We start from the raw sequence: 17,490 nt of genomic DNA, 5'->3' as shown, positions 1-17,490 counted from the left end.
CGGACCCCCGCGGGTCCGGCCGCTTTCATTCCAATGGGCCGCTGCCGGCGGATTGTCGGCCCGACACCAAAGTTCTTGCCGGGGCCGGGACGGGACGCTACTTTGTTCGCGGTTCGAACAAAGAGTGGATACCGCCGCCGGCCGGTGCCCGTTCCCGTCTCCACCGCCCTGATCCTGCAGCGGCGGAGCGGCCGGCGGCGCCCGCGGCGCCAGACGCCTGGAGGACCTCATGCCAGCAGTTTGCACCAACCGGTCGCCGCGCCCCCGTCGCGCGCTCCCCCGCCTGTTCTGGGTCCAGCTGGCGGGCGCGCTGGCGCTCCTGCTCGCGGCCCTGCCCGGCCGGAACGCGCTGGCCTGGGCCGGCGGCGTGCAGGTGGTCTCCGACGGGGGAGGCTTCCGCCTGCAGGTGGACGGCCGCGACTTCCTGGTCAAGGGCGTCAACTGGGACTACGCGCCCATCGGCACCAACTACAACTACAGCCTGTGGGCGCAGCCGGACGCCGTCATCGAGGCGGCCCTGGAGCAGGAGATGCCCCTCTTGCAGGCCATGGGCGTGAACACCATCCGCCAGTACACGGGCGTCCCGCCCCGCTGGGTGCGCTTCATCCACGAGCGCTACGGGATCTACACCGTGCTCAACCACCCGATGGGCCGCTACGGCATGACGCTGGAGGGCAGCTGGGTCTCCCCCACCGACTACTCCGATCCCCGGGCGCGCAGCGCGCTGGTGGCGGAGCTGGAGGCCCTGGCGCGGGAGTTCCAGGGCGTCCCCGGCCTGTTGATGTGGCTCCTGGGCAACGAGAACAACTACGGTCTGGCCTGGAACTCGGCGGAGACCCAGGACATCCCGGCCGAGGAGCGCGACAGCTACCGCGCCCGGGTGATGTACTCGCTGCTGGGCGAGGGCGTCCAGGCCCTCAAGCGGCTGGATCCGGCCCATCCCGTGGCCCTGGCCAACGGCGACCTGCAGTACCTGGACCTGATCAAGGCCGAGGTGAAGGGCCTCGACGTGCTGGGCACCAACATGTACCGCGGCATCTCCTTCGGGGACGCCTTCGCCCGGGTGAAGGCCGAACTGGGCCTGCCCATCCTGTTCACGGAGTTCGGCTCCGACGCCTTCGACGCCGTGACCCTGCAGGAGGACCAGCTGACCCAGGCGCAGATCCTGCTGGGCCAGTGGCGCGAGATCTACGAGCAGACCGCGGGCCAGGGCGGGGCGGGCAACGCCATCGGCGGGCTGACCTTCCAGTTCAGCGACGGCTGGTGGAAGTACCGCCAGACGAGCAACCTGGACGTCCACGACACCAACGCTTCCTGGTCCAACGGCGGCTACCCCAAGGACTACCGCGAGGGTCGCAACAACATGAACGAGGAGTGGTGGGGGATCTGCGCCAAGGGCCCCACGGACGAGCGCGGCCTCTACACGCTCTATCCGCGGGCCGCGTACTACGCCCTGGGCCGCGTCAACGCCCTGGATCCCTACGCGCCAGGCACGGACCTGGCGGCCATCCGCCGGCACTTCGCGGGCATCCCGGCCCTGGCCGCACTGACCCAGGCCCGCGGCGACCAGGCCGCCCTGCAGACCCAGACCCTCCAGCGCGCGCGGATCAGCGGCCTGCGCCTGCAGCTGGAGGGCATCAGCACGGGCGGGCGGCGGATCAGCACGCCGGACCAGCCGGAGAGCGGCGCCACGGGCTACCCGACCTTCCGCGGTTACGACCACCTGGAGTCCTACTACGTGGACGTGGAGGCCCGGCCGGCGGGCAACGTGACGGGCCGGCTCTCGCTGAACATTCTGGGCCACGTGCCCGAGAATCCCATCGACGAGATCTTCTACGAGAACCGCGGCCGCACCGTCACAGTGCCCGCCGCCGACGGTCCGCCCCAGGAGCTGGCCGGCCTCCAGCGCGTCCAGGTGCACAGCGCCTCGGCGCAGTGGGCGCACGACGTCTTCGACCTGGACGCCTTCTACCGCAGCGGGCACTACCACTGGGGCTACGAGGGCGACTTCTTCGGCCTCTACCGCGAGGCGAACTACGGCCCCAACATCGACACCTACAACGGCGAGGCCCCGCTGGGGCTGGAGCTGACCGGCAAGCGCGGCCTGGAGGGCGTCAAGCTGGCGGTGGGGCCGCAGCTCTGGTGGGGCGCCAACCCCGCCGTGCTGCTCAAGCTCCGGCGCCAGGCGGGCCCCGTGACGGCCACGCTGATCTACCAGGAGGACCTGGACGACCAAGGTTCGGCGGTCAGCTCCATGGCCATCCCGCTGCCGCCCACCCGCAAGGCCACGCTGCATCTGGCGGCCAGCCGGGGCGCGCTGGGCCTCGAGCTGGGCGGGATCTGGTCCGGCTCCAACAAGGTGGGCGAGCTCTTCCAGTACGTGGAGGGCGAGGCGGGCTCCTACCGCGTGCTCCAGGACCGGATCCGCGACCTGGACGCGCTGGGGGCCAAGGCGCGGGTGACCTGGAGCCGCGGGCGCTTCAACGGCTACGCCCAGGGCGCCCTGCTGGGCCTGGTGGCCGACGGCGGCCCCACGGCGATCCAGACCTTCACGGGCTGGCACCTCAAGGACAGCGGCAGCGGCAACCAGGCCAACTTGATTTCGGGCTTCACCTGGAACGCGGGAAACGCCCAACTGGCGGCGACCTTTCTCTGGCAGGTGCCCATCGAAGGTCCCATGCCCGCCGACGCCCCGGCGCCGGCCCGCGCGCGCAACGTGCTGGACGACCCCTTCGCCGTGCGCGCCAACCGCGAGACCGTGGCCGGCGAGCTGCTGCTCACCTGGGATCCCACCCCCGGCAGTTGGATGTACTCCTGGGACAGCGACGAGCAGGAGGACGCGGGCCTGGCGGCCAGCGTGGGCCTGGTGGTGAAGCACCATCCCACCAGCCAGGACGCCGCCATCGGCTTCCTGTCCGACGGCCGCACCACCTTCGCCTTCCCCGGCGCGCCGCCCGCGCGGGACCTTTGGGAGGTGCACGGCCGCGTGATCTCCAAGGCCACGCCCGGCCGCGGGATCATTGCCACCTTCTTCGCGGGCACCGGCGAGCCCAACGGCAACGACCCGCGCCTGGTCCACCGCTACGGCGCGGACGCGCGGATCCTGCGGGACGGGTACAAGCTCGTGCTGGGAGCCAAGGGCAACGACTGGGGCCCCTACGATTACCATCGCGACTTCAACCTGACCTACCCGCTGCAGCTGTCGGCGGACGGGTCGCTGGTGCTGGGCGAGCCCGGTTGGTGGGACCTGCCTCAGACGCGGCTGGGCCTGCGCCTGACCTGGCGCAGCCTGGACCAGTACTCGCCGCGCTACTGCCCGGCGCTGGCCGACAACCCGCTGGGGGTGCCGGTGTGCGATCCGCTGACGCCCGGCGCCCGGGACGGCCGCGAGTGGGAGATCCGGAGCTACCTGCACTTCAGCCTCTAGGGCGAGATGGGGGATCACGCGAGCATGGACATCCACCCGCCGGCTGAGCGGATCCGGGCGCTGCTGGCCACGATGAGCCTGGCCGAGAAGCTGGGCCAGCTGACGCTGGTCAACGGCGGCGAGGGCCGCGTGCCCGAGGAGCTGCGCCGGGACATCCGGGACGGCCGCGTGGGGGCCGTGCTCAACGAGGTGGATCCGGACACGGTGCGCGAGCTGCAGCGCATCGCGCGGGAGGAGAGCCGGCTGGGCCTGCCGCTGCTGGTGGGCCGCGACGTGATCCACGGCTTCCGCACGATCTTCCCCATCCCGCTGGGCCAGGCGGCCAGCTGGAATCCGGAGCTGGTGGAGGAATGCGCGCGTCACTCCGCCGCCGAAGCGGCGGCCGTCGGCGTCAACTGGACCTTCGCCCCGATGGTCGACATCGGCCGCGATCCCCGCTGGGGGCGCGTGGCCGAGACCCTGGGCGAGGATCCCCTGCTGGCCGGCACGCTGGGGGCGGCGATGGTGCGCGGCTTCCAGGGCGCGGACCTGGCCGCGCCGGAGCGGCTGGCGGCCTGCGCCAAGCACTTCGCCGGCTACGGCGCCAGCGAAAGCGGGCGGGACTACAACAGCTGCTCCATTCCCGAGATCGAGCTGCGCGCCACGCACTTCCCGCCCTTCCAGCAGGCCCTCCAGGCGGGCGTGGCCACGCTGATGGCCTCCTTCAGCGACCTCAACGGCGTGCCCGCCAGCGCCAACGAATTCCTGCTGCGCCAGGTGCTGCGCCGGGAGTGGGGTTTCGAGGGCTTCGTGGTGAGCGATTGGGAATCCGTCGGCCAGCTCGTCGTCCACGGTCTGGTGGCCGACGGGCGCGGGGCGGCCCGGGCGGCGGCCGGTGCCGGCCTGGACATGGAGATGGCGAGCACGACTCTCCGCGAGCACGGGGCCGCGCTGTTGGAGGCCGGTGAGCTGAGTTTGGAGCGCCTGGACGAGATGGTGGCCGCCGTCCTGGGCGTGAAACTGCGGCTGGGCCTGCTGGACGGCCGGGACGCCGTACCGGCTGCCGTCGCCAGCGACCCGGCTGCGCTGGACTGCGCCTACCGGGCGGCCGTGCAGGGCACGGTGCTGCTCAAGAACGACAATGGAACGCTGCCGCTCCACCGCGGGGCCGTGCGCCGGCTGGCCGTGATCGGCCCGCTGGCCGACGAGCCCGCCGAACAACTGGGCACCTGGGTCTTCGACGGCGATCCGGCGCGCTCCGTGACGCCGCTGCAGGCCCTGCGCCAGTGGGAGTCGGAGTCCTTCACCGTCCACTACGCGCGCGGCCTGGAGACCAGCCGCGAGCGCGGCGGGGCGGGGATGGCCGAGGCCGTGCGCGCCGCGCGGCGGGCCGACGTGGCGCTGCTCTTCCTGGGCGAGGAGGCCATCCTGAGCGGCGAGGCCCACTGCCGGGCGGACATCCGGCTACCCGGCGCCCAGGAGGAACTGGTGCGCCAGGTGGCGGCCACGGGCACGCCCACCGTCCTGGTGCTGCTGGCGGGCCGCCCGCTGGCCCTCCAGGAGGTGGTGGACCACCCCGGGGCCATCCTCTGCGCCTGGCACCCGGGCTCGCTGGCGGGGCCGGCCCTGCGCGACCTGCTCTTCGGCCTGGAATCGCCCTCAGGCCGCCTGCCCGCCACCTTCCCACGACTGGGCGGCCAGATCCCCATCTACTACTCGCAGAAGAACACGGGCCGGCCCGCCGACCCGGCCACCTTCCTGTCCCTCGACCAGATTCCCCGGGGGGCCACCCAGCACTCCGTGGGCAACACGTCCCACCACCTGGACGCGGGCTACACGCCGCTCTTCCCCTTCGGCCACGGTCTGAGCTACACGAGCTTCGAGTACTCCGGGCTGCGCCTGGACACGGCGCGGTTGGCCCGCGACGGCGCCCTGGGGATCACGCTGGAGTTGCGGAACACGGGAAGCCGGGCCGGCGCGGAGGTCGTGCAGCTCTACGTGCGGGATCTGGTGGGAAGCGTGACCCGCCCCGTGCGCGAGTTGAAGGCCTTCCGGCGCGAGGTCCTGGCGCCCGGGGAGTGCCGCACAGTGCGCTTCGTCCTGCCCGCCCGGGAGCTGGCCTTCGTGGACCGCTCGCTGAACTGGGTGCTGGAGCCCGGCGCCTTCCGACTCTGGGTGGGCGGTAGCTCCGTGGGCGGCCTGGAGGCGGAGTTCGAGCTCGCCTGAGCCGGCGCGGGCCGCCCGACCGCACCATCCCAGTTTGCGTGACACACCATCCGGCCTGTTCGGGCCGGCCGCACGCTCAGGCCGCGGTCCCCGCCGGCACGCCCGCCTTGCCCCGCCGCCGCTCCAGCTCCGCGCGCACCTGGCGGGCCTTCTCCTCCGTGATCGGGTAGCCGATGATCAGCCAGATGGCCACGCCCGAGGCGAGGGTCGGAATCAGCGCGTCGAAAAGCCGCATGAGCGTGATGGCCCGGGCCGTCTGCGCCCCGCCGAGGGCCACGTCGAAGCCCGTGGCGTTGAGCAGGAACCCGCCGCCCGCCAGCGCGGCCGCCATGCCGAGCTTGATCACCCACCAGAAGATGGAGCCGTACATGCCCTCGCGGCGCTGGTGGGTCTCCAGCTCGTCGGCGTCCACCACGTCGGGGATCATCGAGGGCATCAGGGTGAAGAGCCCGCCCAGGCCGAAGGCCATCAGGGGCGCGGGGAGCAGGATCAGCCAGGGCAGGTCCGGATTGTAACACGGCCACTTGAGCGCGTAGCCCAGCATGGAGATGCCCGTGGCCACGAAGAAGGCTTTGCGCTTGCCGATGCGCGTGGCCAGCCAGGTCACCAGGGCGATCACCACGAAGGTGGAGACGGCCCCCAGCGAGCCCGCGTAGCCCAGGTACTTGGCGCCCAGCTCCTGGTCGCCGCCGAAGACGTAGTAGATGATCACGTAGGACGAGAAGGCCGAGATGAGGATGAAGCCGTTGAACACGAGGAAGGAGGCCACGCAGAGCCGGCGGAAGGGGTTGGAGCGCAGCGTGATGCCGAAGCCGCGGAAGAAGTCCAGCATGATGCCGCGGAAGCCCGGGGCCTGGCCCTGCTGCAATTCGCTTTGGGCGATGTCCTTCAGCCGCTCCCGCAGGAAGAGGGCGGGCAGGATGCCGACGCCGATCACCACCACGGCGATGATGACCGAGAGGCCCGCCGCGCCGCTGATCTGGTCCTGGAAGAGTCGCTTGTTGGACATGATCCAGAGGAACCAGGGCGAGACCACGTAGGCCAGCTGGCCGACGAAGTTCTGCGTGCCCATCAGGCGCGTGCGCTCGTGGTAGTCCGGGGTCAGCTCGTAGCCCAGGGCCACCCAGGGGGTCGCGAAAATCGTGTAGCCCGTGTAGAAGAGCAGGGAGCCCAGCAGGAACCAGACGAACTGGAAGCTCTCGCTCTGCTCACGCGGCAGCTGCCAGAGCAAAACGAAGATCAGGCCCGTGGCGACGGCGCCCAGGAAGATGTAGGGCCGGCGGCGGCCCCAGCGGGACTTCGTGTGATCCGAGACGTAGCCCATCACCGGATCGGTGAAGGCGTCCCAGAGCCGCGGCAGCGCCCCCAGCAGGCCCACCAGGGCCGGGTTCATGCCCAGCCCCAGGTTGAGCACGATCATCATGCCACCGATGGAGGCGGCCAGCAGGTTGTTGACGAAGGCGCCCAGACCGTAGATCAGGCGCTGGGGGACGCTGATGCGATCCTCGGGCGCGGTGCGCGTGTGCGGGGCGTCCTGCATGGGTCACCTGCCGGATTGGGGGCGGTGCGCCGGGTGTCGTCCGCGAACGCGGCGCCCGGTCCGCCGGGCCTTAGGGAAGTTGCTGGTACACGCGGACCCAGTCCACCAGCAGGGTCTGGGGAAAGACCGTGCCGGCGTCGGGAGGCCCGACGAAGGTGCCGCCCACGGCGACGTTGAGAATCAAAAAGAAGGGGTGGTCGAACACCCAGTCGCCGGGCAGGTCGCCGGCGTCCACCTCGAAGGTGACGACGTCGTCCAGCAGCCAGCGCACCGTGGAGCGTTCCCACTCCAGCGCGTAGACGTGGAAGTCCTCGTCCAGCCGCAGGGGGAACAGGTTCTGGGAGGAGGTGACCGCGCCGCCGCCGGAGTAGCCCGGCCCGTGCAGGCTGGTGTGGTTGATGGAGGGCAGCTGGCCGCGGGCCTCCATGATGTCGATCTCACCGCAGTGCGGCCAGGACACCTCGCCGATGTTCGCTCCCAGCAGCCAGAAGGCGGGCCAGAGACCACGCCCGGAGGGCAGGCGCAGCCGCGCCTCGAAACGTCCGTAGCGGGGTTCGAAGAGCCCGCGGGTGGTCAGCCGCGCCGAGGTGTAGTCCGATCCCAGCCAGCTCTCCCGGCGGGCCGTGATGGCCAGGTGGCCCGCGCCGTCCAGGGCGGCGTTCTCCACGCGCTCCGTGTCGTACTCCAGCTGGGAGTTGCCCCAGTTGGTGCCCACGTCGTGGACCCAGCGGGCCGGGTCGGGGGCCTCGCCCACCGGGCCTTCGAACTCGTCCTGCCAGACCAGCTGGTAGTCCAGGACGGCGGGTGGGTCGTGCTCGCGCGAGCAGCCCGCCAGCGTGGCCAGCAGCGCCAGCGCGCCCAGGGCCGGGCGCGGGCCGGATCGCCGGCGTCGGGTGATGGTCATGCGCTCCTCCCGGCCGGCCACTTGTGGAACAGGGTCGGGTCGGCGAAGACGGCGTCCAGCATCAGCGTGGAGGCGCCGATGGCCACGGCACGCGGTCCCAGCTGGCTGGTGATGATCCGCGTGGCGGAGATCGAACTCACGAGCGTGCGGCGCCGCACGGTCTCGCGTAGGGGCTCCAGCAGCACCTCCTCCACCCGCGTCAGGCCGCCGCCCAGCACCACCACGCTGGGATTGTTGAGGTTCAGCAGCCCGGCGACGGTAATCCCCAGGTACTCGGCCGCCTCGCGCACCACGCGCCGGGCGAGGGGATCGCCCGCCACGGCCGCGTCCGCGATGCGGGCCAGGTCCGGCGTGCCGCCGTGCAGCGCACTCGCCGGATACTCGGGCAGCAGCCGAACGGCTTCGTCCAGCAGGGCGGCGGTGCCTGCGTAGGTGGCCAGGCAGCCCTTGAGACCGCAGACGCAGGGGCGGCCGTGCGGGTCGATGGCCAGGTGGCCGATCTCGCCGGCCACGCCGGCGGAGCCGCGGTAGATCTGTCCGCCCAGGATGTGCCCCAGGCCGATGCCCGTGGCGACCTTGATGTAGGCGAAGTCGTCCACGCCGCGCCCGGCCCCCCACCAGTGCTCGGCCAGGGCGCCCAGATTGGCGTCGTTGTCCACCAAGAGCGGCAGGCCCAGCTTGTCGCGCAACTCCTCCAGTCCGTTGCGGCCCTTCCAGCGCGGCATCACCACTTCGGAGACCAGGAAGGGCTGGCGCGGATCGATGGGACAGGGCATGCCCACGCCGATGCCCAGCAGCTGGCGGCCGTCCGCCCAGGCGGCGCGGCACTCCCGGCACAGGCGCAGGGCCAGCGCGCGCGTGCCCTTGGGATCCTCGCGGACGGGATGCCCCTGGATGCGCCACTCCACCACCTGGCCGCGCAGGTTGGTGAGCGCCACGCCCACGTGGGTGGCGCCGATGTCCACGCCCAGGATGCCGCAGGCGTCATCCTGGAACTCGAGCATGATGGGGCGGCGTCCGCCGCTGGTCTCGCCGGTGCCGGTCTCGTGGACCAGCCCGGTGCGCAGCAGGTCCTTGACCGCCTCCGTCACCGTGGAGCGGGAGAGACCGGTCATCCGGGCGATGTCCGCGCGCGAGATCCGCCGCTGCTCCCAGATCAGCTTGAGCAGCGGCGCCGCCAGCGGGCGCGCCGCGGAGGCGGCTGAGCCCGGACTGCCGCCGTTGGGCGCGCTCGGCGTGATGCCGAACCGGTCGTCGGTGATCAAACCCATCCGCTCCCCTCTCCGCTACCGGTGGAACAACACGTTGTCGACGAACAAGGTGCCCAATTGGCCGGAGAGAATCAGTTGCGCCAGGTGTCCGCGGCTGGTCAGGCCCGTGAAGTCGGCCAGCGGGAGGTCGAAGCGGATCCAGTTCCCGGTCACCAGCGCCGGGGTGCTGGCGGCGTCGAAGGTCAGCTCGTGCTCCACGTCGTCGCCGCCCTGGTAGGCCCCGTCCGCGCCGAAGTCCACCAGCTTGATCTTGAAGGTGGCCGGCAGGCTGGTGGGGTCGGGCGTCCAGATGTCCATGTGGAAGTGGGTCAGCGTCGTGGCGTCGACGGTGGGTCCGGTGAACTCGATCCCAGCGTAGACCAGGTTGGAGTAGCGCTTGACGGCGTCGCCCTGCACCTCTACGTCCATCACGTCCGCCAGGTCCCAGTCGGCGGACCAGGTGCCCACGGGCACCGTGTCGTAGGCGTCGCTGAACAGGGCGACCACGTCGGCTGCGGCCGGGAGCGGCGCGGGCGCAGGCACGGGCGGGCCGCCGGGCGCCTCGCCCGTGAAGAAGTAGAGGTTGTCCACGTAGAGCGTGGAGCTGGCGCCGGAGAGGATCAGCTGGGTCAGGTGGCTGGTGCCGTCCAGGCCGGAGAAATAGGCGAGGGGCAGGTCCAGCGAACTCCAGGCGCCCACCTGCATGGCGGGATTTGTGGTGGTGGTCAGGCTGATCTCGGCCTCGCTGTCGTCGCCGCCCCCGTAGGCGCCGTCCGCGCCGAAGTCCACCAGCTTGACCTTGAACAGCGAGGGCTCCAGCGAATAGACGTCCAGGTGCAGGTGCGTGTAGGCGGAGGCGTCCACGGGCGCGCTGGCGAACTCGATCCCCGCGTAGGACACGTTGGTGTAGAGCTTCACGTCGTCGCCGTCGATCTGCACGTCCGCCAGGTCGGCCATGTCCCAGTCCGCCGACCAGCTGTCCACGGTGTGGTTCGTGTAGACGTTGCTGAACAGGCTGAGCACTTCGGCACCGGGCAGGGTGGGCGGAGTGGCCGGGTCGGCGGGGCCGGCGAAGCTCTGCAGGGTGATGACGCCCGTCGCCGCCACGCTGCCCAGCGTGGCCGTGATGCTGGCCGTGCCGGCCCCTACGACCTGCAGGCTGCCGTCCGTGCCCACCGTGGCCACGGCTTCATCGGAGGAGCTGAAGGTGAAGTAGCCGGGCAGGCAGCTCAGCAGCTGGTCCACGCCGTCCACGGCGAAGGTGACGCTGCCGCCGGGCAGCTCCACGGAGGAGCCGGCCTCGGCCTGGAGCGTCAGGGTGGGGATCGTCGGGCGCGGATCGGTGATGGTGTCGAGGTCCTCGAACTGCACCTCGTCGAACCAGAGGGTGTAGCCCGCGCCGTCCATGTGGCCGGCGGCGAAGTGGAACAGCCCCTTCTCGTCGGTGAGCCGCTCCGCCAGGGGAATGGGAATCACCAGCTTCTGCCAGGCGGTGCCCACGGAGACCTGCGCCCACTCCGTCGTGAAGCGCGAGGTGCCGGTGTTGTCGTTGCCCAGCCCCAGCACGCCCAGCGTGGCGGGCAGGCTGGACTTGACCCAGAGGGTCAGGGCGTTGTAGGCGCTCAGGTCGCGGCCGGCGGTCTGGGTCACCAGGGTCCCGCCGGCGAACCAGCCGCTGGGGTCGCCCTCGGCGGGCACGCTGACCCTGAGGGCCTGGCTGCCCTGGTAGGTGTCGCTGTACTCGATGCCCAGCGCGTCCAGCTTGGAGTCGGCGAAGGCGTAGAAGGTGACGTCGGGACCGAAGCCGTCCAGGAAGACCTCCGAGTCGGAGGGCTGGGGGGCCGGGTCGTCGCTGTCCCGCTCGCAGCTGGTGCCCGACAGCAGCACCAGCAGCAGGGCCGCCAGCAGGGACAGGTTCCGCTCAGGTTGATTCCGCATGATGATGCTCCTGTTTGGGCAAGAAAGGGAAGCCGCGGGGACCGCCGGCCGGGACGCGGCTCGCGGGCGGACACTTTGTTCGTGCCACGAACAAAGTGCCGTTTCATCTCAAACAAATCAAGGCAAACCGGGCCGCGCGACAGGTTCCGGCCGTCATGCGCCGGCGGGCGCTCAGCGAAGCTCCTGGGAGACCCGCACCCAGTCCACGCTCAGGGTCTGGGGAAAGATCGTGCACTCGTCGGGGGCGCCGACGAAGGAGCCCCCCACCGCCAGATTGAGGATCAGGTAGAAGGGGTGGTCGAACACCCAGGGTCCGGCCAGGTCCGCCGGCCGGACGATCCCGTAGGACTGGTCGTCCACGAACCACTCGATGGACTCGGCGCTCCAGTCCACGCGGAAGACGTGGAAGTCCTGGTGGAAGCCCGCGCCCGGCAGCTGGAAGGAGTTGGTGAAGCAGCCGCCCCCCGAGTAGCCCGGTCCGTGGACGCTGCCGTGGTTCAGGTCCGGCTGCTGGCCGCGGTACTCCATGATGTCGATCTCGCCGCACTGGGGCCAGGACACCTGGCCGATGTCCGCCCCCAGCAGCCAGAAGGCGGGCCAGATCCCCTGCCCCACCGGCAGCCGCAGGCGCGCCTCCACCCGGCCCCAGGTGGGCTCGAAGCGGCCGCGGGTCACCAGGCGCGCCGAAGTGTAGGCGCTGCCTTGGTAGTCCTCGCGCCGGGCGACCAGGTTCAGACAGCCGGCGCCGTCCAGCGCCGCGTTGGCGGGGCGGTTCGTGTCGTACTCCAGCTGGGCGTTGCCCCAGCCGGTGCCGACGTCGTAGTCCCACTTGGCGGGATCGGGCGGCTGGCCGGCCGGGCCGTTGAACTCGTCCTGCCAGACCAGTTCCAGCTCCCGGCTCTCGGAGGCCGCGCAGAGGGACGCGCTGGCCGCGGCGGCGGGCGGCGTCCAGGGGTCGCAGTGGTTGAAGAAGTAGGGGTTGTCCAGCCAGAGGGTGTCCAGGCTGCCCGAGAGGATGAGCTGGGCCAGATGCCGGCGGGTGGTCAAGCCCGTGAAGGCCGCCAGCGGAATGTCCAGACCCGACCAGCTCCCGCGCTGCAGCGGCGGGGTGGACTGGCTGTGGAAGGCCAGCTCGTGCTCGCGGTCGTCGCCGCCGCCGTCCCAGACGCCGTTGGCGCCGAAGTCCACCAGCTTGATCCGCAGCTCGGCGGGCGGCGCGGTGGGCTCCGCCGTCCAGAGGTCCAGGTGCAGGTGGGTCATGGAGCCCGCGTCCACGGGCTGGCTGACGAACTCGATGCCTGCATAGCCCAGCCCCGAGTAGCGCTTGACCGGCTCGCCGGCCAGCTGCCGCTCTTCCACCTCGGCCTGATCCCAGGCCGCCGACCAACTGTCCACCTGCAGGTCGGCGTAGGCGTCGCTGAACAGCGACAGCACCCGGCTGGCGTCCCGCGTGGGCAGGGGGGCCGGGCCCTCCGGCTCCGTGGGCGGTGACCAGCCGGCGTCCCGCAGGAAGTAGAGGTTGTCCACGAAGACCGAGTCGGGATCCCCCGAGAACAGCAGCTGGGCCAGGTGGGCCCGGGAGGCCAGCCCGCCGAACTGCGCCAGGGGCAGGCTGTAGCCCAGCCAGCAGCCCGAGGCCAGCGGCGGGCTCGAGCCGGCGTCCAGGGCCAGCTCGGACTCGGAGTCGTCGCCACCGCCGTAGAGCCCGTTGGCACCGAAGTCCACCAGCTTGACCCGGAAGGCCGCCGGCGGCGCGGTGGGGTCGGGCGTCCACAGGTCGAAGTGGAAATGCGTCAGGCCCGTGGCGTCGATGGCGTGGGTGACAAACTCGCTGCCGGAGAAGGTCAGGTTGGTGAAGAGCAGGGTCGCGTCCCCGGCGAGCTGCACCTCCTGCACGTCCGCCTGGTCCCAGGGGGCGGACCAGCTGTCCACCGGCACGTCGGGGTAGGCGTCGCTGAACAAGCTGATCACGTCCGCCGCCGGGTGGGCCGACACGGGCGCGGGTCCCAGGGGCCAGGCCGGGATGCCGCCCGCGGCGGTCACGGTGAAGAAGAGCCGGCCGGCGCCCGCCGCGTGCAGATAGGGACCGGCCGTGACGGAGGCCAGCAATTGCGCCGGGCCGGCGGGCGCGCTGCGAGAGTGGATCAGGTAGTGGTCGGCCCCGGGCACGGGCGACCAGTCGAGCACCACCTGTCCGCCCGCGCCGGCCTCGAGCCGGGCCAGCGGCGCCACCAGCCCCCGGGCGGGGCCGGCCAGCGCCAACAGTCCCTGGGCCAGCAGGCCCAGGCGGATCACTTGAGCAGCACGCACTTTCCCACCTCCGCTGTGCCGTCCACTTGCAGCCGGTAGAGATAGACGCCCGAGGCGAGGCCCGCGGGCTGCCAGTCCACCGCGTGGCTGCCCGGGCCCTGCTCCGCCTGCACGAGAGTGGTCACCCAACCGCCGTCCAGGCTGAAGATCTCGAGCTGGACACGGGCCGCCCGCGGCAACTCGTAGCGGATGGTGGTGCGCGGATTGAAGGGGTTGGGCTGGTTGCCCCGCAGGTAAAGGCCCGGGGCCGCGCCGCTCTCCGGCTCGTCCACCAGGCTGGTCTCGCCGCCCGTCCAGACGATGTCGTCCAGGGCGAACTCGCAGGCCGTGCCCTGCTCCTCCAGGATCACGAAGGCGTAGCTCAACAGGCGCAGGTCGATGAACTCGCCGCGCAGCAGGTCCACCGGGATGCAGGCCTGGCCCCACTGGCCGTCACGGACCAGCCCGTGGCGCGTCTGCTGGGCGGGGAACTCCACGTAGGACTGGTTCCCCCAGGAGTCGATGATCCCGATCTTGAAAGTGACATGGGCCGGGATCCGGATCCGGAAGCAGAGCGCGCCGTCGCCGAAGGCGAACAGGTTGAGCGGCTGGATGGCCATGATCCCCGCGCCGAACCAGCCCAGGCCGGCCGTGGTCCACGACAGGCCGTTCTCCCCCTCGTAGGGTTCGAGGCTGCCCTCGGTCAGGGTGGACTCCCAGACGTAGATCTCGGCCGTCTCCCCCACCACCAGGTGGCCGTCGGTGGGCGTGGTGTCGGTGTAGACGCCGAAGGTTCCGCCCTGGGCCGCGGGCGGACCCAGCCGCACCTCGCCCTGTCCGTTCCACTGGTACACCCGGACGTAGTCCACGAACAACTCGGCCGGCAGGGGCAGCGACGCGGGCAGGCCGCCGCCCGGATTGCCCAGTTGGTAGGCGTCGGTCAGGGCACCGCCGATGGCCAGGTTGACGATCAGGTTGAAGGGGGCGCGCAGCTCATCCGACTCCTCGTCGATGGCGAAGGGGGTTTCGAAGAGGTCGCGCTCGACGCCGTCGTCGATGACCGTGTAGCGCAGACTCGCCTCGTCCCAGTAGAGGCGGTAGACCAGGAAGCGCCCGCTCAAGGGGTTCTGCAGGTTGTAGTAGGGCCGGCAGAACTCGTCCTGCGGGTCCCAGGCCAGGCTGGCGGCCCCGGAGGGATTCTCGGGGGTGACCGCCGCCTCCGAGTAGAACAGGGCATTGGCGGCCACCGCCTCGTTCACGCCGGCCGTGTTGGACCCGTCGCCGCCGTTGTGGGTGTCGTGCAGGTCGCGGAAGGCCTGGCGGTGGCCCATTTCCATCAGGTCCAGCTCGCCGCAGCGCGGCCAGGCGTAGTTCGCCGTGCCCAGCAGCCAGAGCGCGGGCCAGCCGCCCAGATCCAGGTCGGGCACGCGCACGCGGGCCTCGATCATGCCGTACTGGACCGCCACGCGCGCCTCGGTGGTCAGCTTGCCCGAGGTGTAGGCCAGCGGGTTGCCCCACTGGTCCACGATGCCCGGGCCGGACTCCGCCCGCGCCGTGATGCGCAGGGCGTGATTCCCCGGCTCGCCGGGCAGCTCCACGAGCTGGACGTTCTCGCCGCGATAGAATTGCAGCTCGCCGTTGCCCCAGCCCCAGGCGCCGTTGCCCGTGACCGTCATCCAATTGTCCAGGCTGTCGAACTGGTCTTCCCAGAGCAGCTCGCCCAGCTGCGCGGAACAGGTCCCCGTGGAGAGAAGCCAGGCCGCCGCCGCGATCAGCAGCCGCCCGACTCCAGGCATCACCCTTGGCTGGTTCACAGCTCGTCCTTTCCTTGCGGCGTTCGCGCCGGGGGCCGGCAGCAAAACGGTCCAGCGGAGACCGTTCCCCGCTGAACCGTTTGCTGCGCCACAGTCGTGGCCTGGCCCACCAGCAGCGGCTTACTGGTGGAACAACACGTTGTCGATGTAGGCCGTGGGCGTGCTGCCGGAGATGATCAGCTGCGCCACGTGCCCCTGGGTGACCAGGTTGGTGAACTCGCTGAGCGGAATGTCGAAGCTCACCCAGCTGGCCGTCTGCAGGGCCGGCGTGCTGGTGGCGGTGAAGCTCAGTTCGTGCTCCACGTCGTCCCCGCCGGCGTACGACCCGTCGGCGCCGAAGTCCACCAGCTTGATGCGGAAGACCGCCGGGGCCGCCGTGGGATCCGGCGTCCAGTAGTCCAGGCGGAAGTGCGTCATGCCCGTGGCGTCGATGGTCTGGCTGGTGAACTCGATGCCCGCGTAGACCAGACCCGAGTAGAGCTTGGTGTCGTTGCCGAGGATCTGCAGGTCCGCCACGTTGGCGACGTCCCAGACCGCGGACCAGGTGTCCACCGCCACGTTGATGTAGGCGTTGCTGAAGAGCGAGATGACGTTGGCGGCTTCGTAGGTGGGGGTGGGCGCCGGTTCCGTGGGCTCCGCCGGGGGCTCGATGACCGAGCCGTCATCCCAGAAGTAGACGTTGTCCACGTACACGGCGGGCAGGCCCTCGATGATCAGCTGGGCCAGGTGGCCGCGGGTGAGAAGTCCGCCGAAACTGCTCAGCGCGAGGTCGCAGGACAGCCAGGATTCGCTCTGCAGCGGGGGCGTGGAGCTGCTGTTGATCCACACCTCGTGCTCCACGTCGTCGCCGCCGCCCCAGACGCCGTTGGCGCCCCAGTCCACCAGCTTGATGCCGAACTGGGCGGGCGGGGCCGTGGGGCCGGGCACCCAGAGGTCCAGGTGGAAGCGCGTCATGTCCGTGGCGTCCACCGTTGGGCTGGCGAACTCGATGCCGGCGTAGACCATGTTCGTGTAGTGCTTGGTGGCGTTGCCGGCGATGAGCGTGTCCGTCACGTCGGCCACGTCCCAGAACATGGACCAGCTGCCCACCGGGTGGTTGGTGTAGGCGTCGCTGAACAGGGAGATGACGTCCTCCGCCGGGACCGTGGGAGTGGGGGCGGCCACCGTGGGCACGGGCTCGGTGGGCTCCACCGTACCGTCGTCGTAGAAGTAGACGTTGTCCAGGTAGACCGTGGAGACGGCCGGGCTGGTGCTGCTGCTGAGGATCAGCTGGGCCAGGTGGGCCCGGCTGGACAAGCCGACGAAGCTGCTCAGGGGCAGGTCCAGACTCACCCAGGTGTTGGACTGCAGGGGCGGGTTGGAGGCGTCGTCGAAGAGCAGTTCGTGCTCCACGTCGTCGCCGCCGCCCCAGACGCCGTTGGCGCCGAAGTCCACCAGCTTCACGCGGAAGAAGGCCGGCGCCGCGCTGGCGTCGGGCGTGAAGATGTCCAGGTGGAAGCGGGTCATCTCCGTGGCGTCGATGGTCTGGGAGGTGAACTCGATGCCGGCGAACACCAGGTTCGTGTAGAGCTTGGTGTCGTTGCCGGCCAGCTGCAGGTCCTGCAGGTCGGCCGAGTCCCAGCCGGTGGACCAGGTGTCCACGGGTACGTTGGTGTAGGCGTTGCTGAACAGCGAGATGACCGAGTCCGCCGGCGCCGTCGGGTGCGGGGCCGGATCGGGCACGGTGTCCTCGGCGACCACGTAGTAGAAGCCCGTGCCGCCCACGACTTGGAAGTACTCCAGCTGGTCGGCGGGCACCCGCTCCAGCAGGGCGCCGCTCCCGTAGGGCACGGTCATGGAGTAGATGGCGTAGGTCTCGGTACCCGGCACGGCGGACCAGGACAGCGTGAGGCCGCTGCCGGTCCATTCCAGGTGGGCCACGGGGGCGTTCACGGCCAGCGCCGTGTGCGCGCCCAGCGCGAGGGCAATTGCGAGCAAGCTCCGATTCATGGGTCCGTCCTTCCCCTTTTTCAGCCGATCCGACTGTCTGTCCATTCCTGAGTGCCGTTGATTCCCCGTCCCCGGGGGGAGGCCGTTCCGTCTGAAGCGGCCCGTTTGCCGACTTTGTTCGAGGCTCGAACAAA

General features: G+C 70.8%; 9 protein-coding genes. 2 read left to right on the top strand and 7 right to left on the bottom strand.

Features of this window, described 5'->3' with window-relative positions:
- Nucleotides 1-229 precede the first annotated feature (229 nt).
- Together WC326_00170 and WC326_00165 are read left to right on the top strand one after the other, a co-directional pair.
- Nucleotides 230-3,427, top strand: coding sequence for a glycosidase (locus WC326_00170; protein MFA7329464.1), 3,198 nt, complete (start codon nucleotides 230-232; stop codon nucleotides 3,425-3,427).
- Nucleotides 3,428-3,451: 24 nt separating this feature from the next.
- Nucleotides 3,452-5,632 (top strand): glycoside hydrolase family 3 N-terminal domain-containing protein, encoded by a 2,181-nt coding sequence (locus tag WC326_00165; GenBank protein ID MFA7329463.1) that lies wholly within the window; start codon nucleotides 3,452-3,454, stop codon nucleotides 5,630-5,632.
- 76 nt (nucleotides 5,633-5,708) lie between these two features.
- On the opposite strand, the gene WC326_00160 is transcribed toward WC326_00165, so the two are convergent.
- The 7 genes from WC326_00160 to WC326_00130 all read right to left on the bottom strand — a co-directional run bounded on the left by WC326_00160 (nucleotide 5,709) and on the right by WC326_00130 (nucleotide 17,356).
- Nucleotides 5,709-7,172: an MFS transporter gene (locus tag WC326_00160; GenBank protein ID MFA7329462.1), complete on the bottom strand. Its 1,464-nt coding sequence runs from the start codon at nucleotides 7,170-7,172 to the stop codon at nucleotides 5,709-5,711.
- 70 nt (nucleotides 7,173-7,242) lie between these two features.
- The gene (locus tag WC326_00155; GenBank protein MFA7329461.1) at nucleotides 7,243-8,076 is read right to left on the bottom strand and encodes a glycoside hydrolase family 16 protein; all 834 of its coding nucleotides are present in this window, start codon (nucleotides 8,074-8,076) and stop codon (nucleotides 7,243-7,245) included.
- A complete protein-coding gene (locus tag WC326_00150) occupies nucleotides 8,073-9,347 on the bottom strand; it encodes an ROK family transcriptional regulator (protein MFA7329460.1) in 1,275 nt (424 codons plus the stop codon). Before WC326_00150 ends, WC326_00155 begins: the two co-directional genes overlap by 4 nt.
- A 15-nt stretch (nucleotides 9,348-9,362) precedes the next feature.
- Nucleotides 9,363-11,264 carry a hypothetical protein gene (locus tag WC326_00145; GenBank protein ID MFA7329459.1) on the bottom strand — a complete coding sequence of 634 codons (1,902 nt, stop codon included), beginning with the start codon at nucleotides 11,262-11,264 and terminating at the stop codon, nucleotides 9,363-9,365.
- 171 nt (nucleotides 11,265-11,435) lie between these two features.
- Nucleotides 11,436-13,574 (bottom strand): glycoside hydrolase family 16 protein, encoded by a 2,139-nt coding sequence (locus tag WC326_00140; protein MFA7329458.1) that lies wholly within the window; start codon nucleotides 13,572-13,574, stop codon nucleotides 11,436-11,438.
- Nucleotides 13,556-15,367 (bottom strand): T9SS type A sorting domain-containing protein, encoded by a 1,812-nt coding sequence (locus WC326_00135; GenBank protein MFA7329457.1) that lies wholly within the window; start codon nucleotides 15,365-15,367, stop codon nucleotides 13,556-13,558. The genes WC326_00140 and WC326_00135 overlap by 19 nt, the downstream gene beginning before the upstream one ends.
- A gap of 120 nt (nucleotides 15,368-15,487) precedes the next feature.
- Entirely contained in the window at nucleotides 15,488-17,356 is a 1,869-nt protein-coding gene (locus WC326_00130) for a hypothetical protein (protein ID MFA7329456.1), read from the bottom strand.
- Nucleotides 17,357-17,490: the final 134 nt, after the last annotated feature.

This window comes from Candidatus Delongbacteria bacterium (assembly GCA_041675285.1).
In the GTDB taxonomy this organism is placed as follows: Bacteria; CAIWAD01; CAIWAD01; order CAIWAD01; family CAIWAD01; genus CAIWAD01.
Note: the sequence above shows the minus strand (reverse complement) of the source record. Positions and strands in the feature narration are given on the sequence as shown.

Bases quoted from the DNA above. Each gene is read 5' to 3' on its own strand.
- WC326_00170 (MFA7329464.1), top strand. From the start codon at position 230: ATGCCAGCAGTTTGCACCAACCGGTCGCCGCGCCCCCGTCGCGCGCTC.
- WC326_00165 (MFA7329463.1), top strand. From the start codon at position 3,452: ATGGACATCCACCCGCCGGCTGAGCGGATCCGGGCGCTGCTGGCCACG.
- WC326_00160 (MFA7329462.1), bottom strand. From the start codon at position 7,172: ATGCAGGACGCCCCGCACACGCGCACCGCGCCCGAGGATCGCATCAGC.
- WC326_00155 (MFA7329461.1), bottom strand. From the start codon at position 8,076: ATGACCATCACCCGACGCCGGCGATCCGGCCCGCGCCCGGCCCTGGGC.
- WC326_00150 (MFA7329460.1), bottom strand. From the start codon at position 9,347: ATGGGTTTGATCACCGACGACCGGTTCGGCATCACGCCGAGCGCGCCC.
- WC326_00145 (MFA7329459.1), bottom strand. From the start codon at position 11,264: ATGCGGAATCAACCTGAGCGGAACCTGTCCCTGCTGGCGGCCCTGCTG.
- WC326_00130 (MFA7329456.1), bottom strand. From the start codon at position 17,356: ATGAATCGGAGCTTGCTCGCAATTGCCCTCGCGCTGGGCGCGCACACG.